The 22,173-nt window shown below is 61.0% G+C and carries 17 protein-coding genes; 13 read left to right on the top strand and 4 right to left on the bottom strand.

Annotated features, from left to right (window positions below):
• The first annotated feature begins 290 nt into the window (after positions 1-290).
• The 4 genes from EA795_RS00090 (at position 291) to EA795_RS00075 (ending at position 6,068) form a co-directional block, all read left to right on the top strand.
• Positions 291-2,543, top strand: coding sequence for an ATP-binding protein (locus tag EA795_RS00090; RefSeq protein ID WP_122074905.1), 2,253 nt, complete (start codon positions 291-293; stop codon positions 2,541-2,543).
• A gap of 11 nt (positions 2,544-2,554) precedes the next feature.
• Complete coding sequence (locus tag EA795_RS00085) at positions 2,555-3,031, top strand: response regulator (protein ID WP_122074903.1); 477 nt, start codon at positions 2,555-2,557, stop codon at positions 3,029-3,031.
• 63 nt (positions 3,032-3,094) lie between these two features.
• Complete coding sequence (locus EA795_RS00080) at positions 3,095-5,497, top strand: response regulator (RefSeq protein WP_122074901.1); 2,403 nt, start codon at positions 3,095-3,097, stop codon at positions 5,495-5,497.
• Positions 5,490-6,068 carry a biliverdin-producing heme oxygenase gene (locus tag EA795_RS00075; RefSeq protein WP_122074899.1) on the top strand — a complete coding sequence of 193 codons (579 nt, stop codon included), beginning with the start codon at positions 5,490-5,492 and terminating at the stop codon, positions 6,066-6,068. Before EA795_RS00080 ends, EA795_RS00075 begins: the two co-directional genes overlap by 8 nt.
• 80 nt (positions 6,069-6,148) lie before the next feature.
• On the opposite strand, the gene EA795_RS00070 is transcribed toward EA795_RS00075, so the two are convergent.
• Complete coding sequence (locus EA795_RS00070; RefSeq protein ID WP_122074897.1) at positions 6,149-7,648, bottom strand: catalase; 1,500 nt, start codon at positions 7,646-7,648, stop codon at positions 6,149-6,151.
• Positions 7,649-8,127: 479 nt separating this feature from the next.
• Here EA795_RS00070 and EA795_RS00065 point away from each other — a divergent pair, with 479 nt between their 5' ends.
• The 4 genes from EA795_RS00065 to EA795_RS00050 all read left to right on the top strand — a co-directional run bounded on the left by EA795_RS00065 (position 8,128) and on the right by EA795_RS00050 (position 14,320).
• Positions 8,128-8,631 (top strand): AP2 domain-containing protein, encoded by a 504-nt coding sequence (locus tag EA795_RS00065; protein ID WP_122074895.1) that lies wholly within the window; start codon positions 8,128-8,130, stop codon positions 8,629-8,631.
• A 171-nt stretch (positions 8,632-8,802) separates the two neighbouring features.
• On the top strand, positions 8,803-10,857 hold the full coding sequence (locus tag EA795_RS00060; RefSeq protein WP_122074893.1) for a type VI secretion system Vgr family protein: 2,055 nt from the start codon (positions 8,803-8,805) through the stop codon (positions 10,855-10,857).
• The gene (locus EA795_RS00055) at positions 10,850-11,704 is read left to right on the top strand and encodes a DUF4123 domain-containing protein (protein WP_122074891.1); all 855 of its coding nucleotides are present in this window, start codon (positions 10,850-10,852) and stop codon (positions 11,702-11,704) included. Before EA795_RS00060 ends, EA795_RS00055 begins: the two co-directional genes overlap by 8 nt.
• A gap of 12 nt (positions 11,705-11,716) precedes the next feature.
• The gene (locus EA795_RS00050) at positions 11,717-14,320 is read left to right on the top strand and encodes a LysM peptidoglycan-binding domain-containing protein (RefSeq protein WP_122074889.1); all 2,604 of its coding nucleotides are present in this window, start codon (positions 11,717-11,719) and stop codon (positions 14,318-14,320) included.
• Between the two features lie 30 nt (positions 14,321-14,350).
• On the opposite strand, the gene EA795_RS00045 is transcribed toward EA795_RS00050, so the two are convergent.
• On the bottom strand, positions 14,351-15,340 hold the full coding sequence (locus tag EA795_RS00045) for a formylglycine-generating enzyme family protein (RefSeq protein ID WP_122074887.1): 990 nt from the start codon (positions 15,338-15,340) through the stop codon (positions 14,351-14,353).
• Here EA795_RS00045 and EA795_RS00040 point away from each other — a divergent pair.
• From EA795_RS00040 to tnpC, 5 genes are all read left to right on the top strand, one after another.
• Positions 15,333-15,728: a hypothetical protein gene (locus EA795_RS00040; protein ID WP_147456290.1), complete on the top strand. Its 396-nt coding sequence runs from the start codon at positions 15,333-15,335 to the stop codon at positions 15,726-15,728. The two genes, EA795_RS00045 and EA795_RS00040, sit on opposite strands and share 8 nt — an antisense overlap.
• Positions 15,729-16,004: 276 nt before the next feature.
• Positions 16,005-16,808 (top strand): inositol monophosphatase family protein, encoded by an 804-nt coding sequence (locus EA795_RS00035; protein WP_003118436.1) that lies wholly within the window; start codon positions 16,005-16,007, stop codon positions 16,806-16,808.
• A gap of 461 nt (positions 16,809-17,269) precedes the next feature.
• A complete protein-coding gene (gene tnpA, locus EA795_RS21600) occupies positions 17,270-17,587 on the top strand; it encodes an IS66-like element accessory protein TnpA (RefSeq protein ID WP_122074883.1) in 318 nt (105 codons plus the stop codon).
• Positions 17,584-17,919 (top strand): IS66 family insertion sequence element accessory protein TnpB, encoded by a 336-nt coding sequence (gene tnpB, locus EA795_RS21350; RefSeq protein WP_010562499.1) that lies wholly within the window; start codon positions 17,584-17,586, stop codon positions 17,917-17,919. Before tnpA ends, tnpB begins: the two co-directional genes overlap by 4 nt.
• Positions 17,920-17,980: 61 nt before the next feature.
• Positions 17,981-19,528, top strand: coding sequence for an IS66 family transposase (tnpC, locus tag EA795_RS00015; protein ID WP_122074881.1), 1,548 nt, complete (start codon positions 17,981-17,983; stop codon positions 19,526-19,528).
• Here the strand turns inward: tnpC and EA795_RS00010 are convergent.
• Both EA795_RS00010 and intI1 read right to left on the bottom strand, forming a co-directional pair.
• On the bottom strand, positions 19,510-21,093 hold the full coding sequence (locus EA795_RS00010) for a hypothetical protein (protein WP_240644971.1): 1,584 nt from the start codon (positions 21,091-21,093) through the stop codon (positions 19,510-19,512). The two genes, tnpC and EA795_RS00010, sit on opposite strands and share 19 nt — an antisense overlap.
• A 336-nt stretch (positions 21,094-21,429) precedes the next feature.
• Positions 21,430-22,173: class 1 integron integrase IntI1 (gene intI1 / locus EA795_RS00005; protein ID WP_050949598.1), on the bottom strand; the 744-nt coding region annotated here is incomplete at its 5' end.

Raw genomic sequence — 22,173 nt, 5'->3', positions numbered from 1 at the left:
GGACGGTGCAATACCGTCCGCCTCATCCATCCATCACTCCCGCAAATCGCTACCGAGCGCCCAACTGCCCTTTCATCTGCGCACTTTCCCGCTCACTTTTCGACGCATGGTGGATTGGCGCGTCCGTTTTCGCCGGGTTAAAGTGCCCGACGAAGCAGAACCATCTCTTATCGGGTCCAAGAATCCGTCACCCTTAGAACACCACCACCGCCGCCGCCTTTTCCGGCAGCAACTCGCATTGATGCCCGCGCGTCATTTCGGTCGGATCAAGACCTGAACAAGGACACACAATGAGTACCACCGAGGCCCAGGATCTGCTGGATGCCATCGATCGATGCGCCGAAGAACCCATTCACATTCCTGGCAGCATCCAGCCACACGGCTTTCTGCTGGCAGTCGAAGAATCCGGGCTACGGCTGCAACAGGTCAGCGAAAACATTCAGCACTGGCTGGGCCGGGATGCTCGGACGCTGCTGGGCCAGCCACTTTCGACGCTGATCGATACCGACCGGATCGAAGCCGGCCTGGCTGCACTGGCGGAGGATGATCAGAATCCTTTTCACATGGGTGATATGAGCTTCGAAGGTGCCGGCGAGCGGCTTTTCGCGCTGATGGCACACCGCCGCAATGGCCAGCTGATCCTGGAATTCGAGCAGGCCGGCAACACGCGTGACGCCTACGACACGCTCTACCCGCTGATGCGCACCTTCGTGACCCAATTGCAGGAAACCCGCGAGCTGCTCGACCTCTGCCGACTGGCCGTCAAGGAAGTCAAGCGCATCACCAGGTTCGGCCGGGTCAAGGCTTACCAGTTCGATGCTGAAGGCAATGGCACGGTGCTGGCCGAAGAAGCCGACCCGGGCTATGCCTGCTACCTGGGGCTGTGCTTCCCGGCATCCGATATCCCGCCGCAGGCCCGCCAGCTCTACCGGGAAAACCTCATCCGCGTGATCCAGGACGCGAACTATCAACCCTCACCGCTGATTCCGGCGCTGAATCCCGCCAGCGGCGAGCCCCTGGACCTGAGTTTTGCGGGCCTGCGCAGCGTATCCCCGGTACATCTTCAGTACATGCGCAACATGGGCACGCTGGCCTCGTTGTCGATCTCCATCATCGTGCGCGGCCGGCTCTGGGGACTGATTTCCTGCCACGATGCCGCCCCCCGTCAGGTCAGCTACCAGACCCGCACCTCCTGCGAACTGCTAGGGCGCATCCTGGCACTGCAGATCGAGGCAAGGGAGGTTGAAACCCTGACACAGCGCAAGCTGGAGCTGCGCCAGCAGATCGTTCGGCTACTGTCGGCCATGGCCGATCATGACAGCGTCGTAGAGGGCTTCCGCCAGCTGCCGCACGTCGCGCTGGCCTTTGCCGGAGCCCACGGCGCCGCGATCATTTCCTCGGAAAGCTGCGAAACCATCGGTGAAACTCCCGACTACGACCAGATCATGCAACTGGTCCAATGGCTCGGCGAGCAACGCGACCGCCTCGTCTATCACAGCGACTGCGTCAGCCGTGACATCCCCAACCTGCCCGCCCTCGCCGAGCACTGTGCCGGCGTGATGGCGATCTCGATTTCGCGCATTCACGCGCATTACCTGATCTGGTTCCGCCGCGAACAGGTCAAGACCGTCGAGTGGGCGGGCAAGCCGGAAAAACAGGTGGACCGCCACAGCGGCGCCCTCAGCCCGCGTCACAGCTTTGAACGCTGGCAGCAGATTCTCGGTGGCTACGCCAAGCCATGGGAGCCGGTGGAGATCGAAGGTGCGCTCGAACTGCGCAACGCCGTGCTGGGTATCGTGCTGCGCAAGGCCGAAGAGCTGGCCCAGATGGCCGGCGAGCTGCGCGCCAGCAACAAGGAACTGGAGTCGTTCTCCTACAGCGTGTCCCACGACCTACGTGCGCCGCTGCGGCACATCGCCGGCTATACGGAGCTGCTCGGCGAACTGGAAGGCGATCGCCTCAGTGAGCGCGGCATGCGCTTTCTCGACAACATCGCCGACGCGGCCAGCTTTGCCGGCACCCTGGTCGACAATCTGCTGAGCTTCTCGCAGATGGGACGCTCCGCGCTGCGGTTGTCAGACGTGGATCTGGGCGCGCTGGTCGCCTCGATCCGCAACGAACTCGTGCCGGATTGCCAGGACCGACAGATCGAATGGCGGCTGCTACCGATGCCGATAGTCGTCGCCGATGCGGCGTTCCTGCACATGGCGCTGCGCAACCTGATCGGCAATGCGGTGAAGTACACCCGCACCCGCGAGCGGGCGATCATCGAGATCGGCGCCGAGCAACGTTCGAACGAAGTGACCGTCTATGTACGCGACAATGGCGTGGGCTTCGATATGCAATATGCCGGCAAGTTGTTCGGTGTTTTTCAGCGTCTGCATCGCATGGAAGAGTTCGAGGGAACCGGCATCGGCCTGGCTAGCGTGCGGCGCATCATCGAGCGCCACGATGGGCGAGTCTGGGCGGAAGGCGAGCTGGGCCAGGGCGCTACCTTCTATTTCTCGCTACCGAAACTGCCCTACACACCTCTCTCTTCCTGACGAGACAAGCGATGCTGAAACCGATACTTCTCGTGGAAGACAACCCCCACGATCTGGAACTGACGCTGATCGCGCTGGAGCGTAGCCAGCTGGCGAACGATGTGGTGATCATGCGCGATGGTGCTGAAGCACTGAACTATCTGCAGCGCACCGGCGACCATGCCGGGCGGGCCGATGGCAATCCGGCCGTGTTGCTGCTGGACCTGAAACTGCCGAAGGTCGATGGCCTGGAAGTGCTCAAGATCGTGCGCGAGACGCCTGAGCTGCGCAGCATCCCGGTGGTCATGCTGACCTCGTCGCGGGAAGAGCCCGACCTGCTCAAAGCCTACGAGCTGGGCGTGAATGCCTATGTGGTCAAGCCCGTCGAGTTCAAGGATTTCGTCGCCGCGATTTCCGACCTAGGGATCTTCTGGGCCGTGCTCAATGAGCCTCCGCCTGGCTCCCTGCGGCTCAAGCGGTCGCGCCAGCACGAAGACCCAAGTGAATGATCTGTCACTCGCTGCTGCATGGTGGCTGTTTCAACGACTTCCGCGTTCCCTGACTGGGTAAATATGCCAGCGCCAAAGCACATCAGCGTCCTGTTCATCGAGGACAGCCCACACGATGCCGAACTGGCCCAGCTTTCGCTGGAGCGCAACGGCTACACCCTGGTGCATGCCGAGCGGGTCTTCGACCATGACGGCGTGGTCGAGGCGCTGCAGCGACGCGAGTTCGACCTGATACTGGCCGATTTCATCCTGCCAGGCTTTTCAGGCAGCCAGGCACTGCAGGATGCATGCAACCTGGCGCCGCAGACGCCATTCATCTTCCTCTCCGGCGTGTTCGGCGAAGAGAACGCCGTCAACATGATGCGCTCCGGCGCGGTCGATTACGTCCTCAAGCAGAACCTCGGCTTTTTGCCCAAGGCGGTGGAACGTGCACTGGGCGAGGTCAACGAGCGGCGGCGGCGGCTGGACGCGGAACAGGCGCTGCGCGAGGTTGAGGTACGGGCACGCCTGGCCATCGACGCCGCACGCCTGGGCCTGTGGGATTACGAGCCGCCAAGCGACACCCTGATCTGGGACGAACGCAGCCGCGCGATGTTCGGCCTCGCGGCAGATACGCCCGTGAGCATGGCGCTGCTGGAGCAGCTCTGCCACCCGGAGGATCGCGAAGCCCTGCGCCTGCAGGTGCAACGGGCTATCACCCAGGAAAGCGACAGCGAATTCTGCACCACCTATCGCGTGCTGCGTGAAGATGGCCGCATCTGCTGGATCGAGACCCGCGGACAGGCCTTCTTCGAAGATGGCGAATGTACCCGCTTCCTCGGCGTGATGATGGACATCACCGAGCAGCAGCTGGCGACCCAGAACCTCAAGCGCCTGAACGAAACCCTGGGCGAACGGGTCGAGGAACGCACCCGCGAACGCGACCGTACCTGGGAGCTTTCGCGTGATCTGCTGGCTGTCACCCGGCTCGACATGATGCCGATCGCGCTAAACCCCATCTGGGAGCACATTCTCGGCTGGTCGCTCGGGCAGTTGATGCAGCAACCCCTGAGTCAGCTGGTGCACCCGGACGACCTGCAGGACTCGATGGCGGAAAACATCCGCATTGCCAAAGGCAAGGTCACCAATCGCTTCGTCAACCGGATGCGCCATCGCGACGACAGCTATCGCTGGCTGTCCTGGTCCGCCGTGGCCGAAGATGGCCGCATCTACGCGGCGGCCCGCGACATCACCAACGAGATCGCCACCGTCGACAAGCTGGCCGAAGCCAACCGCGAGCTGAGGGCACAGATCCAGGAGCGTGAACGGGTCGAAGCGACCCTGCAGCAGATGCAGCGCCTCGAAGCCGTCGGCCAGCTCACCGCGGGCGTCGCCCATGACTTCAACAACCTGTTGACGGTCATCCTGACCAGCACCAGCTTTCTGCAGAACGACCTCGAGACCAACGTTCCAGCCGAGCGCAGCCTGCGCCGGCTGCAGTACATTCGCGAAGCCGGCGAGCGCGGCGCCACCCTGACCAGCCAGTTGCTCGCCTTCGCCCGGCGCCAGCAACTGGCCCCCACCGAGGTCAACCTCAACGAGACCCTGCTGGCACTGCTCAGCCTGCTCAAGAGCACCCTGGGCGGCAACGTGCGCATCGAAACCGACATGCAGGCCGACCTCTGGCATGCGCTGGTGGACCCGACGCAGATCGAGATGATCATCCTCAACCTGGCCATCAATGCCCGCGATGCCATGGGCGTCAACGGCCGCCTGACCCTCGGCACCCGCAACGTGGTCATCGACCAGCCGGCACTGCGCGCCGAAGAGCCCACGCCGGGCGAGTACGTGATGCTGTCGGTGACCGACACCGGCACGGGGATGAGCGAGGAGGTACTGAGCAAGGCCTTCGAGCCCTTCTTCACCACCAAGGAAGTGGGCAAGGGTTCCGGCCTGGGCCTGGCGCAGGTGTTCGGCTTCGCCAAGCAATCCAGCGGCGGCGCTCGCATCCAGAGCCAGCTCGGCGTCGGCACCACGGTACAGGTCTTCCTGCCGCGCACCAGCGCACCGCAGATAGCGGAACCGGTGGTGCCAGCAAGCCTGCAGCCCATCACGGGCGGACGCAGCATCCTCCTGGCCGACGATGATCGCAGCGTGCGCGAAGTGACGGCGCAAATGCTGCGCAACTTCGGCTTCACGGTGACCGAAACGGACAGCGGCATGCAGACGCTACAGCTGCTGGCCGAAGGCATCGAGGTGGACCTGCTGCTGGCCGACTACGCCATGCCGGGCATGAGTGGCGGGGAGCTGGCCCGATCCGTACGCGCCCTCTACCCGGAACTGCCGGTGATCATCGTCACCGGCTATGCGGAGCTGACCGATCTGGGCCTTGCAGGCTTTCCGATCATTCAGAAGCCCTTCCGCGAGGAGCAACTGGCCAGACGGATCCAGCTGGCGCTGCAGGAAGGCAGCCTGGCCAATGGCTGAATGGCGCACCCGCCTCAGGACGGCAACCGCCCCCTTGCATGAACAGGTGGATGCCGCCTACGCCGGTTTCGGCTTCGATCAGCCAGGTGGCTACCGCCGGTTCCTGCGTGCCCACAGCCGCGTGCTGGGCAGCCTGGAAGTCGCACTGGAGCAGGCGGGCGTCACCGCCCTGCTGGACGACTGGCCGTCGCGCGTCAGACGCCAGGCGCTGGCGACCGATCTGCAGACACTGGGCGACCCGTTACCTGTGCCGCTACCGGCGTTGCAACTACCCGATCCCGCCAGCTGCTGGGGCGCCGCCTATGTGCTGGAGGGCTCGCGCCTGGGCGGGCGGGTTCTTGCGCGCCGGCTGCATCTGATCGTCCCCAGGGCGCCGACCCGGTACCTGGAACATGGCGATGTCGGCAGGCTCTGGCCCGGTTTCCTCGAACGCCTGGAGGCAGCCGCCCATCCCCTTGGCTGGCCGGCCATGCTGGCCGCCGCCGAGGCGACATTCGAGCTGTTCATCACTGCCGCGGCCCTTGAAGCTCGCTCCTCGGTCCCGGAGCCAGCGGAGAGCGGCCCACTCTGACCGCGCTGCACCACAGCAAAAGGCCAGGTCCCACGACCTGGCCTTTTGCGTTCGGCTGGATTTACTCCGGTGCGTGAGGCTCAGGATTCGCCCATGCCAGGCACCGGCTCGGGCGCGGCACCCGCACGGACCTTCTCTTCGATCCGGCGACCCACGTCGGGGTCGATGCTCTTCCAGTAGTCGAAGGCGCGCTCCAGCACCGGGCTGCGCACGCCGCCCAGCAGGCTGCCGGCCACCTGTTCGACCAGCCTGGCGCGCTGCGCGTCGTCGAACACTTCACGCACCAGGGTGCCCGGCTGGCTGAAGTCGTCATCCTCCGCGTGCAAGGTGTAGGCGCTGCGTACCATGTCGCCGTCCGCTTCCCAACCATCCTTCATCTGCCCCTCGGTATCGGCCCAGCTGCGACCTTCGCTGTTGGGTGCATACACCGGGGCGTTGCCGCTGTGTTCATAGGCCATCTGGCCATCGAACATGTAGGTGTTCACCGCCACCTTGGGCCGGTTCACCGGCAACTGGTGGAAATTGGTGCCGATGCGGTTGCGCTGCGCATCGTTGTAGGCAAAGGCGCGGCCGAGCAGCATCTTGTCCGGCGACAGGCCGATGCCGGGCACCGTGTTGCCGGGGGAAAAGGCCGCCTGCTCGATCTCGGCGAAGAAGTTCTGCGGATTGCGGTTGAGCGTCATCCGGCCCACCTTGATCAGCGGATAGTCCTTGTGCGACCAGATCTTGGTCAGGTCGAAGGGGTTGAAGCGGTAGTTCCTGGCATCGGCATAGGGCATGACCTGCACCGACAATTCCCAGCTCGGGTATTCGCCACGGGCAATGGCCTCGAACAGGTCGCGGCGATGGTAGTCCGCATCGATGCCCGCCATGTCGGCCGCTTCGGCATTGCTGAAGAACGCCATGCCCTGCTCGGTATGGAAGTGATACTTGACCCAGAACCGCTCGCCGGCGGCGTTGACCCACATGAAGGTGTGCGAGCCATAGCCGTTCATGTGCCGCCAGGTGCGCGGCAGGCCTCGATCGCCCATCAGGTAGGTCACCTGATGCGCCGACTCGGGGTTGTTGGTCCAGAAGTCCCACTGCATGTGATTGTCGCGCAGCCCCGAATCGGGCAGGCGTTTCTGGCTGCGAATGAAGTGCGGGAATTTCATCGGATCGCGCACGAAGAAGATCGGCGTGTTGTTGCCCACCAGGTCGTAGTTGCCTTCGTCGGTGTAGAACTTCAGGGAAAAGCCACGCACATCGCGCCAGGTATCCGGGCTGCCCATCTCCCCGGCGACCGTGGAAAAGCGCGCCAGCATCTCGGTCTGGCAGCCCTTCTGGAACAGCGCGGCCCTGGTGTAGGCGGACACGTCCTCGGTGGTTTCGAAAAAACCGAAGGCACCGGCACCCTTGGCATGAGGCTGGCGCTCGGGAACCTTTTCGCGGTTGAAGTGCGCCATCTGCTCCAGAAAATGCACATCGTGCAGCATGATCGGGCCGTTGGCGCCGATGGTGAGGGAGTTGCGGTCGCTGGGCGCCGGCGCGCCGGTGCTCATGGTCGAGCCTGTAATCGGTTTCTCGTTCGGATCACTCATCACGGCTTCTCCTGTTCAGGCGGCTAACGAAGCTTTTCGACTCGGCTTCTTTTCATCACTGTAGACCGTGCCGCTCGGCGGGACGGTGCCTCTTCGATGAATATCAGCTGTCAGGGAAGGACCTTTTCGGGACATCGACGTCCCTGAAGCCAACAACTGGGTGCTGTTCCCTCCGCGCTCGCCAATACGCCTACGTCATTCATGTCACGGGTGACGGCTCGGTACCATGGCCCGGTACAGACTGCGTGACGAGCCACAAGGATGGTCGATGCCGGCGTTGCGCCTGTAGTGACCATTCCTGAAAATGACCGACCGTAACTGGCGCCCGAACGCATCGAAGCTACGATCGTTGCACGTCCGGCCCCTCCAGTGCTTTTTCGTCGGGATGTGACATAAAGCTGATCGGGCTTGCCATACCACACAGCGCGCGATGACCGCAGCAACTCGCCCGCTGCCTCAATAATCCAAGGTGCCTCGAGATGTATGCGATCACCGCGATCACTCATTACAACGGGGCCAGGGCCTGGCGCGTCACGCTTTATCGCGACGGCACCAAGCGAGTCGAGAAGGAATTCCCGTTCCTGAAGCACGGCGGTGAGTCGGCGGCGCTGGAAAAGGCCACGGCCTTCAGGGACGAGCAACTGCTGCGGCATCCGCCAAGATTCAGCCGTGACATACGCGAGCAGGTTCGCTCGTCCAATACCAGTGGTCATCCCGGGGTCACGCGCTATCGGATGGGCAAGTACTGGTACTGGGTGGCGCAAACCAAACGACGCGATGGCAAGCCGCTGAAGAAGTCGTTTCGGATCGATCTTTACGGCGAGGAAAAGGCGAAGGCGCTGGCCATTGCCGAGCGCCGACGTCAGCTCACTGAGATCGATCATCGCGTGTTCCGCGGTAGCGAAGGGGAGATGCGCTATGCACAGCTCCTGCGGGAACAGGATGGGACACCGGACGAAGCAGCCCAGAATTCGGCGAAGTAATCCGTTGCCCGAATTTGATCCAGGTCTCGTTTCCCGATCGTTTCCTTTGTGAATGTGAAGTGACGCAACGGTGCGCAAGAACTTGCCAGTGCGTTGCCGGTAGCCTCCGCGCCTGCACTGGATGCCAGGTCGGCTCATTGCAGAGCCATGCACGGAAGCAGAGGAAGCAGGATGTTCTCATCGGCGAACCAAAAGCAGTTCACACTCAGGATCCTCGGCGTCAGCCATGACTTCCAGATCCTGTCGTTCAAGGGCCGCGAAGGTATCAACACCGCCTACGCGTTCGACATCGAACTGATCAGCGATCGTCCGGACGTCGACTACCTCGCACTCCGAGACTGTCCCGCCTTCCTGGAGATCGACGCCTCGGGTGCCGGCTTTCACGGCTTGCTCTACAGCGCGGCGCAGGGCGAGTCCGGCAAGCGCATGACGCGCTACCGGGTGACGCTGGTGCCGCAGCTGCAATATCTGGCCCACCGGCACAACCAGCGCATTTTCCAGCACCAGAACGTACCGGACATCATCGCGACGGTGCTCAAGGAGCACGGAATTCTCTCGGACAAGTTCCGCTTCCAGCTGTCCGGCCAGTACGAGCCACGCGAATACTGCGTTCAATACGACGAGAGCGACCTGCACTTCGTCAACCGGCTGTGTGAAGAGGAGGGCATCCACTACCACTTCGAGCACACGCCGACCGAGCATGTCCTGGTTTTCGGCGATGACCAGACGGGGTTCCCGGAACTGCCTGCCGGGTCCTACCAACAGGACACCGGCATGGTGGCTGATCATCAGGTGGTCCGTGCGTTCTCGGCCCAGGCCAACACGCGCACCTCGCGCGTGACGCGTCGCGACTACAACTTCGAAACGCCTCGTGTGCTCATGGAGGCGACACACCAGGACGAGGCATCGCACGAACTCGAGGACTACGACTATCCAGGCCGCTTCTCGGATCGCGGCCATGGCAGGTACCTGAGTCGCCGGGCCGTGGAGCGTCATCGCGCCGACCTGCACGTGGCAGAGGGCAGAAGCGATATCGCCAGGCTGGTCAGCGGTCACTTCCTGCCGCTCGCCGGGCATCCTCGCGCTGACTGGAACGACCTGTGGCTGCTGACCGACCTGGTCCACGAGGGGAAACAGCCCCAGGTGCTGGAAGAGTCCATCACATCGGCCAATGATGACGATCTGGATTTCACGCAGGGCTACCGCAATGCCTTCGTCGCAACGCCCTGGGGCGCGATCTATCGCCCGCCGCTTCGCCATCCGAAGCGGACCATCAGCGGCAGCCAGACCGCGCGGGTGACGGGACCCCATGGCGAGGAGATCCATTGTGATCGGTATGGCCGCGTCCGCGTCCAGTTCCACTGGGACAGACATGGCCAGGACGATGACCGGACCAGTTGCTGGCTGAGGGTATCCAGCAGTTGGGCGGGTGGTCGATACGGCGGTGTCGCCATACCGCGCGTGGGGATGGAAGTCCTGGTCACCTTCCTCGAAGGCGATCCCGACCAGCCACTCGTCACAGGCTGCCTGTACCACCTCGAAAATGAGGTGCCGTACGAGCTGCCCGCCCACAAGACCCGCTCCGTCTTCAAGACACTCAGCTCCCCGGGGGGTGGCGGCTACAACGAACTGCGCATCGAGGACCGCAAGGGCGAGGAACAGATCTACATCCATGCCCAGCGTGACTGGGACGAACATATCCGGAACGACCAGCGCATCCATGTCGGCCACGAGCGACACGATACGGTCGAGGCCAACAGCTACACGGAGCTGCGCAAGGAAGAACACCGCACGACGCTGCTGGATCGCAAGGTCCAGCTCAAGGCCAGCGACCACCTGACGATCGCCCAGGCGCAGCACACGAAGATCGGCACCGGGCAGTACGTCAGCGTCGGTAAGGAATTTCATCTCTCGACCGGGCAGAAGATCGTGATCGACGCCGGCGCGGAGCTGACCATCCAGGCCGGCGGCAGCTTCATCAAGCTCGATCCCGGCGGTGTCACCATCGTGGGCGCACAGGTGAAGGTCAACTCGGGTGGCGCGCCCGGCAGGGGCCCCGGCGCCACACCGAGCCTGCCCCTGAACAGCGAAGCGGTAGACCCCGGGACCGGTCCCGGAACGACCGTCAACTTCTATCGAACCCAGGCGCTGGCCGGTCATCTGCTCGTCGAGAAGAATTGCAGCCTGTGCGCGCAGGGTGCATGCGAGGTGCACGGCTATGCATAAGCTATCGGCCATCCAGTCTATCCCGATGCCGCTGGAGCAGGCCCGTACGAGCATCGGCGCTCGCCGCTTCGTCATTCTCGACGGGGCATTCGACGAGGACCTGGCCATGCAGGTCTACCTCAAGGCCAACGACGGGTTGCCAACCTGGTACCCGCTGGTCGTCGATACGCCCTATGCCGAGCTCTACAAGGTCAGCCCCTGCCTTGTCGAGTGCGAGGACCATCCGCACCTGCTCGACTATGCCGCCGCCATGCTGAACCAGCTGGACGCCGGTTGCGTGCTCTGGCTGGAAGACCACGTCCAGCCCGATCAGGCGGCCGCACATTGCCGCAGCCTGTTGAGCGTCCGGGACGAGCGCAACCAGCAGCGCATGTTCCGCTTCTTCGAGCCGCGCTGGCTCGAGCCGCTGTTTGCCGTCATGTCGCCCGAGGAGGCTCTGGACTTCCTCGGCCCGTTCTCGGCCATGGCCTGGCGCAACGAGCATGGCTGGCGTCAGGTTACGCGGCTGGTGCCGTGGAACGGCGTCACCAAGGCGCCTGGCTGGTTCTGGCTCGACGACGAGCGCCAGGCACAGTTGGCCCAGGCGCGCCTGCCACTGATCGCCGCGCAGCTTTCCGGCGACTACCGGCCGCATCATCCGGCCGCCACCGAGGCGCGTGTGCTCGAGGCACTCGTCGAAGCCGACCAGTGGGGCTTCGATGACCTGGCGTCCCAGGAACGCTGGCTGCGCCTCGACCTTCAGCGTTCGGAGGAGTTTTTCCGCTCCGAGCACGCCCGCCAGATACTCACCCGCCAGGACCTGGCCAAAGGCGAGAAGCTCGACGCGCTCGAGCAAACGATTGCATAAGGAACATGCACCATGACCAGTAGTGCCTACGTCGTCCAGGCAGGCGACACGCTCGAATCGATTGCCAAAGCTCGTGGCATCAGCCAGGCGGACATTCAGGCCACCAACCCCATCATCCAGGACCGGAACAAGATCCAGGCCGGCTGGAAGCTAAATATCCCAGGCTCTGGCCAGCCAACCGCCCCTACCAGCGGGGCACCGGCCAAGCCCGCGACGGTACCACCCACAACACCCAGCCAGGCGAGACAGCCCACCGAACTGCCTCCGCCGCAACACGCCGGTGATTGCAGCAGTGCAGCGGTCAAGGGCGCGCCGCCCTGTTCGGACGAGGTAGTGGACGTTGTGCATTTTACCGGGGACGAGAACCGTCTCTTCGTCCTGACCGAAGCCTACTCGCGCGAACTGAAAACCGAGGTCGATCGGGTCCAGGCGCTGATGGACGAGTTCCACGGCATCGTCGCCCAGGCCAGCGCCAGCCAGTGCCTGAAGACGGCCGCCAACCCCGAGGCGGCCTGCACCTGTACGGCCTGCAGGAAGCGGGAGTGGGCCGGCAAAGCCGAGGATGCCGGGCTGATCGAGCTCAAGGCGATTCAGCCGCCAACAGTGGTGCCGGATACGAAGGAGGCGGACCTTCAGGCGCAAATCGCCGAGTTGCGAGATGCGCGCGACTTCTTCGACCGGTACGGCACGCTCGCCGCGGTCCGACGCGGCCACGTTCATACCGCCGTGGAGAACAACTGGCGCACGCTGTGTGCCAGGAAGGTTGCGCAGATCGAAGCGGAGATCGCCGCACTACAGGCACGCCTCCCGGCGAGCACAGGGTCCAAGAATGCCGAAACCTTCGCCGGCGGTGGCAAACCGGACCCGAACAGTCCCTATTCGCGCAGCCGTTCCGTCGAAACCGGGCGCGGCCGTGCCACCACCCATGGCATACGCGAAGTCGTCATCTTCAGCACGCCGGACCGCCGCTACTACGTGTCGGAGCGTTTCTGGGGCCGCATCACAAAGACCTGGCGCTACAAGCTCCATACGCAGGTCATGCGCGAGAAGCCCCTCAGTCCGGCCCTGGTCAAGGACCTGATGGACGAGATCAAAACGCAGATCGGCGAAAGCGCCAAGGCCGGACCGCTGGGCAAGCTCGAGGGCAAGCTGTCGCTCTGGAAATCCCAGGACGACAACCTGCTCAACACGCTGCACCAGGAGCTGTACCAGTACGAGTCGCCCCAACGTGACAACGACCGGTTCGCCCTGTCCGCCGAAGCACATGCGCTACGCTTTGCAGCCAGCGCCAGTGCGGGCATCAAAAGCTTCAATCCCGCCAAGGGCGAGATCGACGTCGGGGTCAAATGCGAAGCCGCCTTCTCCCTGGCCGAAGGCAGGATCACCACCACGACCTACTTTCCGTCGCGCGCAGGCAGCACGCTACAGATCAGCTACCGAAATGCCCTGGGTGATCCGGTCCGGCATTCGTTCGGCAGCTTCCGCCTCAACGGCAGCCTGGAGCTGTCCTGTTTCGCGGGGGTTAAGGGTGGTGTCGAAGCCGGCATCAAAACTGGCAAAGGCGCGGCTGAAGGCCCCTCCGGCGCGCTTGCTTTACTTGGGACGCCATCGATCGACGCCAGCAAGGCCGGCGGCCGCGCTGGCCTGAAAGCCGAAGGGTTTGCGGGGGGAGAGGTCGGCGGCGCACTCAGCGGTGCGGTCGAATGGCTCCCACCAGCCGACTTCGGCAAGAACTCAAGCAACCCCGGCGCGCTGACCAGCGGAAACTCCAACTGGAATGCGCTGGCGCAGATCAAGGCGGAAGGAAACGTTGCGTTTGGTATAGGGGCGGAAGTGGATTTTGGCATCAGCCTTACGTTGGATCAGTTTTCCTTGCATTGCAAAGCCAACCTGGTTTTCGGGCCCGGTGCAGGCGGCGGTTTCGGAACCGTCGTTGACCTGGAGAAAGTCTGGGACCTGGTCGTATTGGTCTGCGAGACGTTGAGTGATATTGAGTACCGATATCTGTTTAGCGTGGAAGAGGGTGCCTTCAACGCCATCAGCCAACTGCTCTACAAGGCCATGCTCTTTCCGGAAAAATCCATTAATGAGCTCGTCGACAATGGCATTCAGCGCATGAGGGATTGGTGGGGTGAACGTGAAGCCGGAATTGTCGAGGCTGAGCAGCTTGCCAAAGGAATTCTGGCTTTCAAGGCAGTCAAGGTCGGCAATAAGTATCTGACGATCGACAAGCTTCCCCCAGAAACTCTCGGGCCGATGATATGGGTGCTGACCGAGGCCTACATAGGGGAGGCCACTCTCGTAAAGGAGAAAGCCATTGTCGAACTTATATCTCGAGTCCAGCGTTGGCGACATATGATCGAGATACTCGAGCATATGTCGGTAGACGGCAGTAAGGTCAATGCGATCACAAGCCTAGAGCGGATCAATAGCTTCTTGCTTGATAGCCAGCAGGCAGACTTCAATCGGCACTTGGATGGGCTTGCTTTGCAAGGTCATCCATCGACGCCTGCTATGCAGTATGCATGGCGGGTCGAGGACTCGGTCGCTTACCAGAACAAGAAAGAAACTCTCTTAGCGGCTGCTTTCCGCCAACGCAACAGCAGATTAGCTTAAGAGAGATGGGGTCACGGGGCCCCATCGTTCTTACAGTGGCTCGCTACTTCTAACAGCGCAGCGAAAGCTCTCAGTAAAAAGATGCTTACCGATATCGAGTGGTCGACTCCGCCGAATCACCGTATTGGCTGAAAGCCAAGGCGTCTCTATTGAATTAGTCCCTCGAGCGACTTTTGTCTCTCCGGCTTCAGGGCCCTGAGGATCCTTGGTCGGCGACCGTTGAAAGTAATCCTTTGAGTACCAATCATTCACCACCTCCGTAGCGATACCCGACATGGCATAGAGCCCGAGCGGATTGGGGGGGTAAGCGTCGACTCGCTCAGTTAGAATTTTTCCGCCTCCCTTCGCGTAGTTTACGCCGAGCTTCAAGCTGCCATCGTCGGTCGGATATAGCACCTTCTGCCCGCCGCTTCGCGCGGCGTATTCCCATTCCGCTTCGGTGGGCAAATCCACAGGATAGCCGCTGAGTTTTCCAACCCACTGGCAATAGTCCTTGGCTTCCTGCCATTCCCTGATCGGGGCTGGATTCATTGGATCGAATAAATATTTAAGCCGCTCTCGGTCCCGCAGTTCGCTTCGAACCGGTGGCAGTCCCTTCACGGCTCGATACAAGTCGAAATCACCCAGCGTGGTCTTTTTGGCTGCGAGGTGATAACTGGAGAGTTCTACGGCATGCAGCGGTGCATCACCCATCATCGTGATGTTGCAAACACTGTCTTCAGGTACACCGCACGGCCAAGTGCAGACTTCGGCGGGGTTGAAATCGCACTTCCAGCCGAAATCCCCCATCTCGAAAGTGCCGCCCTCGATGAAAATCATCTCGTCGAGCGACCGCACCACCACGCGAAGCACTTCATCACGCTTGTCCTTCGCCAGATTCGGATACTGCGCTTCGATCCGGGCGGCGATCTCGCCGACCCTTTCGGGGGATAGCCTCTGGCTTTCAGGCAGGTTGGCCGAGCTGCAGGCTGCCGCGGCGGCGCAGCCTATAAGCAGGGCAAGTGTTCGGATCGTGTTCATCGTATTCGTCCTTGAAACGGCACATCAGAAGGGCTCGAGTCTAACAAGAAGCCAGACGGGCAAGGGCCAGCATGGCTCAGAGTTGGAAGACGCTCACAACCTGTCGATGGCAAACGAAATGGCCGTCCAGCTTGAGGCTTCCATCGTCTGTAGCCAAGCTGCAGGCCGTAGCTGCGACGCAGCCTACGAGCAGGGAAAGTGGTCTCAGGTCGCTCAAGTACACGACAGTTGGGAAGTCATGTCCGAGCTGATAACAGCCCGGACGGATCTAATCCTGATAAGCGCAGCAGCAGCAAATGGTTGGCAACAACATAGATTGACACAAGCACCCTTGAAAACACTGAGGAAAACCGAGGCCTTAGGTGCCAGCCTCGACAACATAGTCTGACACAAGGCCACTGCCACATCGAACGAAGCCCCAATCCTGGAACAACATAGATTGACAAAAATATTTGACCATCCGTAGTTGAGCCCCTGGCTACCCAAGAATCTGTGCCTAGGCCGGTCTCTGTGCTGGCTGAGCTTTCGCGCTAGAAGCCTCATCTCATCCTCCCAGGCTCCATCCGCCACAGTCGCCGCTCTCGATCTACCCCTTCTGCCAAGAAGCATTTCGGGCAGAAGCGATTAATCTTTAAGGGCTAACCGATTAATGCAGGAGGTCCATATGAACGTCGTGGACTTGCTCGGCCCTGTCGTTGAGAGGGTTCTTTCCGCCGGAAAACTGCTGTCTTCAGAGTGGCACCGTATCGGCGGCCCCCGAGGCCACGGGGACAAAGCAGCTATCGACTCCGAGATTGAGGCTCAGCTACGTCTAGATCTGCTCGAGCTCCTGCATTGTGATTTCTGGGGTGAGGAAACTGGGACGCACATGACAGGTCACGAGTACTGTTGGGTAGTCGATCCGAACGATGGAACAGCGGACTTCCTACAACACCGTGCAGGGTCAGCCATCTCTGTCGGCCTACTTCACAATGCAATCCCTGTTCTAGGGGTGGTCTACGCCCCCATCGCACCGGATGGTGGTGAGGATTGCATCTCCTGGGCAGAAGGACTGCCAGCAATCATTCGCAATAGGCAAACAGTACATGCTCTGCTTGATCAACTGAGGTTGACGTCCAACAGCGTGGTACTGGTAAGCACTGCCGCAACAAGCAAACCTGAGCTCAACGCAGAGCTTTGTGCCCCGGCAGAGTTCATTTCAATGCCCAGCATCGCCTATCGCCTCGCTCGTGCCGCAGCTGGTGATGCTGTCGTGGGTACGTCTCTTGTACCTGTGTCAGCTCATGATGTGGTAGGAGGTCACGCACTACTGATCGGCGCAGGCGGCGTGCTCATTGATCAAGATGGCGGGCCGATCACCTATGAATCTGAAGAGCGAATGAAGGAGGTTTCCTTGCGCTGCTTCGGCGGAGCACCTCAAGCATGTCAAGAGCTTGTCACTAGGGACTGGAAGCGCCTGTTTCGCTAATAATGAGCTGAAAACTCGCACTCAACCGGTGTTGAAAGCAGGAAATCGTTTGCCAAGCGCGACTATATTCGAGAAGGCGCCCCTTGCGAGCGCCGTCATGCGAAGAGCCGGGAACCAACAGCTCTTAGCGCCCTACGCGCCGAGAGGAGCGTACAGACCAATCAGCCGAGTTTTCTAATCTTCCGTTTCGAACTCGAGTGCTTTTAGCACGCCAATGAGAGCCTGGTCGCAGCCTTCTGCAATATGGAAAAAATGAGCTCGAAAATTACCGTGGGTAGCACGGGCCTCGCGAATTGCGACCTCTTTTTTCTCATGGGTCGCGTGCCCGCGGATCTCATTGCGAAGCTCATGGAGCTTTTTCGTAAGCGTCCAGCCAAGTCACCTTCCGAACTCCAGCATTAAGGGCGATGGTGTCCGCGTATTTTTGAGCGGACGCGTTCGTCCTTAACGTTAGGATTTCCATGCGCCAACGAAGCTCTTACCCCAAACCGTTCAAGGTCCAGGTCGTTCAGGAATGCCTACAACCGGGTGCGACCGTCTCCAGCGTTGCCATCAGCCATGGCATCAACGCCAACGTCATTCGAAAATGGCTACCGCTTTACCGAGATCAGCTACCCGCGGTGTTGCCGGCGTTCGTTCCATTGAGGGCTACGCCCAAACGGCCGACTGCAGCATCGGTGATTATTGAGCTATCGCTTGGCGAGCAGTCAGTCACAGTGAAATGGCCAGTGTCCGATCCTGACGGCTGCGCCCGCTTTGTCCGGGGGCTTGCCCCGTGATCCGCATCGATAGCATCTGGCTTGCCACTGAGCCGATGGACATGCGCGCCGGCACCGAGACCGCATTGGCCCGTGTAGTGGAGGTATTCGGTGCGGCGAAGCCGCACTGTGCTTATCTGTTCGCCAACCGCCGCGCCAACCGCATGAAAGTGTTGGTGCATGACGGTGTAGGAATCTGGCTGGCCGCGCGGCGATTGAACCAGGGCAAGTTTCACTGGCCAGGCATCCACCGCGGCTCGGAAGTTGAACTCGACACCGAGCAGCTTCAGGCTTTGGTGCTCGGTTTACCTTGGCAGCGGGTTGGTGCAGCCGGTGCGATCACAGTGTTATAGCGCCGGCCATTAGCCCATCGCTTTATCTGCGCTGATCGCCTGCTCTGGCACAATCAGCGGCATGACTTCCTCGCCCAATCTCGACCAACTGACACCTGAGCAACTGCGCGCACTCGCTGCGCAGTTGCTGTCGCAAGTCGACACGTTGGGTAAGACGGTTGAAACGATGGGCAAGAAGATCGACCGCGATCAAACCGTCATCGAGCAGCTCACCCATGAAATCGCCTGGTTCAAGCGACACAAGTTCGCCAAGCGTAGCGAGCAACTAAGCCCTGACCAGGGCAGCCTGCTGGATGATTTGCTCGACACGGACATTGCCGCTATCGAGGCGGAACTGAAAACCCTCAATCCTCCGGCGGCTCCGGCTGAACCCCGCCAACAGCCCAAGCGCGCACCGCTGCCAGCCCAGTTTCCGCGTACTGTGATCCGTCACGAGCCGCAGAACACTCAATGCGCCTGCGGCTGCCAGCTGCAACGCATCGGCGAAGACATCAGCGAAAAGCTGGATTACACGCCGGGCGTGTTCACCGTCGAACAGCACGTGCGTGGCAAATGGGCCTGCCGTCAGTGCGAAACACTGATCCAGGCGCCGGTACCAGCCCAGGTGATCGACAAGGGCATCCCCACTGCCGGCCTGCTGGCTCACGTGATGGTGGCCAAATTTGCCGACCACCTGCCGCTGTATAGACAAGAAAAGATTTTTGGGCGCGCTGGCCTGGCCATCGCCCGCTCGACGCTGGCGCAGTGGGTCGGACAAACCGGCGTACAGCTCCAACCATTGGTCGACGCCCTGCGCGAGGCGGTACTGGCGCAAGGCGTGATCCACGCCGACGAAACCCCCGTGCAAATGCTGGCCCCTGGCGAGAAGAAAACCCACCGGGCTTACGTCTGGGCATACTGCACCACACCCTTCGCCGACCTGAAGGCCGTGGTGTATGACTTCAGCCCCAGCCGGACTGGTGAGCATGCGCGCAATTTTCTGGGTCAGTGGAGTGGCAAGCTGGTCTGCGACGACTTCGCCGGCTACAAGGCCAGCTTCGAGCAGGGCATCACCGAAATTGGCTGCATGGCCCACGCCCGCCGCAAATTTTTCGATCTGCACGCAGCGAACAAAAGCCAGTTAGCCGAACAGGCGCTGCACTCCATTGCCGGGCTGTATGAAATCGAGCGGCAAGCACGGCACATGAGCGATGAAGAACGCTGGCGAATACGCCAGGAAAAGTCTTCACCGATCCTCGATGCGCTGCATGAATGGATGCTGGCCCAGCGTGATCGAGTGCCCAACGGATCAGCCACGGCGAAAGCCTTGGATTACAGCCTCAAACGCTGGCTGGCTCTGACTCGCTATGTCGAAGATGGCTCTGTGCCCATCGACAACAATCAGGTCGAGAACCAGATTCGACCATGGGCCCTTGGACGCTCGAACTGGCTGTTTGCCGGGTCGCTGCGCAGCGGCAAACGGGCGGCGGCGATCATGAGCCTGATCCAGTCGGCGCGGATGAATGGGCATGATCCGTACGCCTACCTGAAGGATGTGCTGATGCGGCTGCCGACACAGCGGGCCAGCGAGATTGGCCAACTACTGCCGCATCAATGGGCACCCGCCTGAATTACGCAAGGTGAGTTCGGCAGACGCTTACGCTTTTTCATAGGAGCCAGAAGTTGTTTGGCAGCCTCCTCACTCAGAGTGCTTCCAAGCAGAATTTCATGAAGAAGCTTCAGCGAGCGCCACACAGACTCTACTTCTCGCCCTTTTTCTTGGGCGATCTTTCGCAGAGGTTTATCTAGAAAGCCCTCCACCAGCAATTGGTCGAGCGCCAAGATTTCATCTCCCCATTCTTTCGGGGAGTCGGTAGCCGGGGCCAGTACGCTATCCATCAGTGCATCGCCTCTCCGGTTCCACCATTCCGGGCTAGCCTTATCCAGCGCTCTCACCTTATTTCTTAAAGAAGTTAAGGGGTCGTAGGTCGTGCACCACTGCCCCTCTAGATCCGTCCGATGGGCTCGTGCCGAGATGGATGACTTCGGCCATTCGTTGAATGTCTTCCAGTAGTTTTGCTCTGCAATAGGAAGCTTGGCGAGGTCGCCGATGTAAACGTGGACTTGACCTGCCTCATTTATGTCGTACGACTTGATGTGCCAAGCTCCGCGGCAGGAGATGCTTCGGTCTTCGAGCGTGTATTTTTCTGGGTCCGCCTTGAAGCGCTGGAGAACCTCGGGCCTAAAGAATGCGGGAGATATCTGCCACGGCAGGTCGCTTTGCTCGAAGTAGCTGACGATATGAAGCGGGCTAGCGGACGTCTCGACATTGCGATCATTTTTGCGGTCGTAAATTTTGAAAACTGCATATTCCCGGTCAGGGTCACCTTCAAAATCCCTGCACCACGCCTCTTCCTGTTCAGCCAGGGTTGTTTGTGAGCGCACAACCATAGCGCCGTGCATAAAGCTGGCACGAGCGGCTGAACCGCCATGGTAAAAAAGATCCTCCCCATCGCGATGGTAGCGGCTTAGGTCATTCCAGCCGCTGAAGCTACCGCGAACGGTCCGCGTGAAGTCAAACTTGATAACCAGCGCTAGATCCGCGACTGCCATGTAGATGTCCAGATCTTTGCGAAGAATCGTTACGACTTCTCTACCTTCCAACTGCTCATCAATTGGAAGCGTCATAATCCGTATCACATCCTCGATATCCCCATTGCCGTCTAGGCGACAGTAGGCATTCCGCTCGGGGATATAGTGAATGTCTAGGCAGTGGACGAGTTTCTGGCTGACTTCAATTGGAGCCGGGCCTTTGTGCACTCCCGAAAAATATCGCCTTGTGACGAGCGTCTCGCCGCCAGAGAGGGCTGATACCCGGTCATTCGGAAATGGTGGCTCTAGGTATACGCGGTAACCTTCAGCTGCGCTCCAAGACTTTTGAATCTTCCAAGCTGCATCAGTGCAAAGCGACGTATTCTGAAGCGCGTCTCCGTCAACCGGTGTGACGTTAACGGTTGGTACTAGAGCTCCGACGATCAGTACCGCGGGAGCGGATGCATAGATGACGGTCTCATCAGCATGCGCATTCGTGACCAGGTACTGCGAGGCTTGTTCAGCATCCACGTACCAATGATCATCTGGATTCATTGGCGCGGTCGCGAGCGCTATTAGATCCTTGGCTTCAAATCGGCGCATCTTCCCTCTCGCACTACCATTGGTTCGGTAGAGCCTAATCTCCGCTCCGGCGCTGTACAGGTCAATCCCATAAAGGTTCGCAAGGTACCTTGGCTAACCACGGCAACGCTCTACTCTCTGAAGCCAATAGGCCCATGCACAGTCGACAGGCCTTGTCACATGCTGCTGTGTGAGGGTGACATGAGCGACCGCTAGTACCCGTTTTCTGCGCTTCACGACCGGCTGCAATCGGCCATCAGCGGACGCAGGGAGGACTTTCCGCAACCGGCCGTTCGATGCGGCACCGATGGCCTTCGCGCAGGGGTAGTGAATCCGCCAGGATTGACTTGCGCTGCCCTACCTCTCACTAGTGAGGGGCGGCAGCGCATCAAGCGGTGAGCGCACTCCGGCACCGCCAACTTTCAGCACATGCGTGTAAATCATCGTCGTAGAGACGTCGGAATGGCCGAGCAGATCCTGCACGGTTCGAATGTCGTAACCGCTGCGGAGCAAGGCCGTCGCGAACGAGTGGCGGAGGGTGTGCGGTGTGGCGGGCTTCGTGATGCCTGCTTGTTCTACGGCACGTTTGAAGGCGCGCTGAAAGGTCTGGTCATACATGTGATGGCGACGCACGACACCGCTCCGTGGATCGGTCGAATGCGTGTGCTGCGCAAAAACCCAGAACCACGGCCAGGAATGCCCGGCGCGCGGATACTTCCGCTCAAGGGCGTCGGGAAGCGCAACGCCGCTGCGGCCCTCGGCCTGGTCCTTCAGCCACCATGCCCGTGCACGCGACAGCTGCTCGCGCAGGCTGGGTGCCAAGCTCTCGGGTAACATCAAGGCCCGATCCTTGGAGCCCTTGCCCTCCCGCACGATGATCGTGCCGTGATCGAAATCCAGATCCTTGACCCGCAGTTGCAAACCCTCACTGATCCGCATGCCCGTTCCATACAGAAGCTGGGCGAACAAACGATGCTCGCCTTCCAGAAAACCGAGGATGCGAACCACTTCATCCGGGGTCAGCACCACCGGCAAGCGCCGCGACGGCCGAGGTCTTCCGATCTCCTGAAGCCAGGGCAGATCCGTGCACAGCACCTTGCC

The organism is Stutzerimonas nitrititolerans (assembly GCF_003696285.1).
GTDB classification, from domain to species: domain Bacteria; phylum Pseudomonadota; class Gammaproteobacteria; order Pseudomonadales; family Pseudomonadaceae; genus Stutzerimonas; species Stutzerimonas nitrititolerans.
This window is presented reverse-complemented; position numbering and strand designations above follow the sequence as displayed.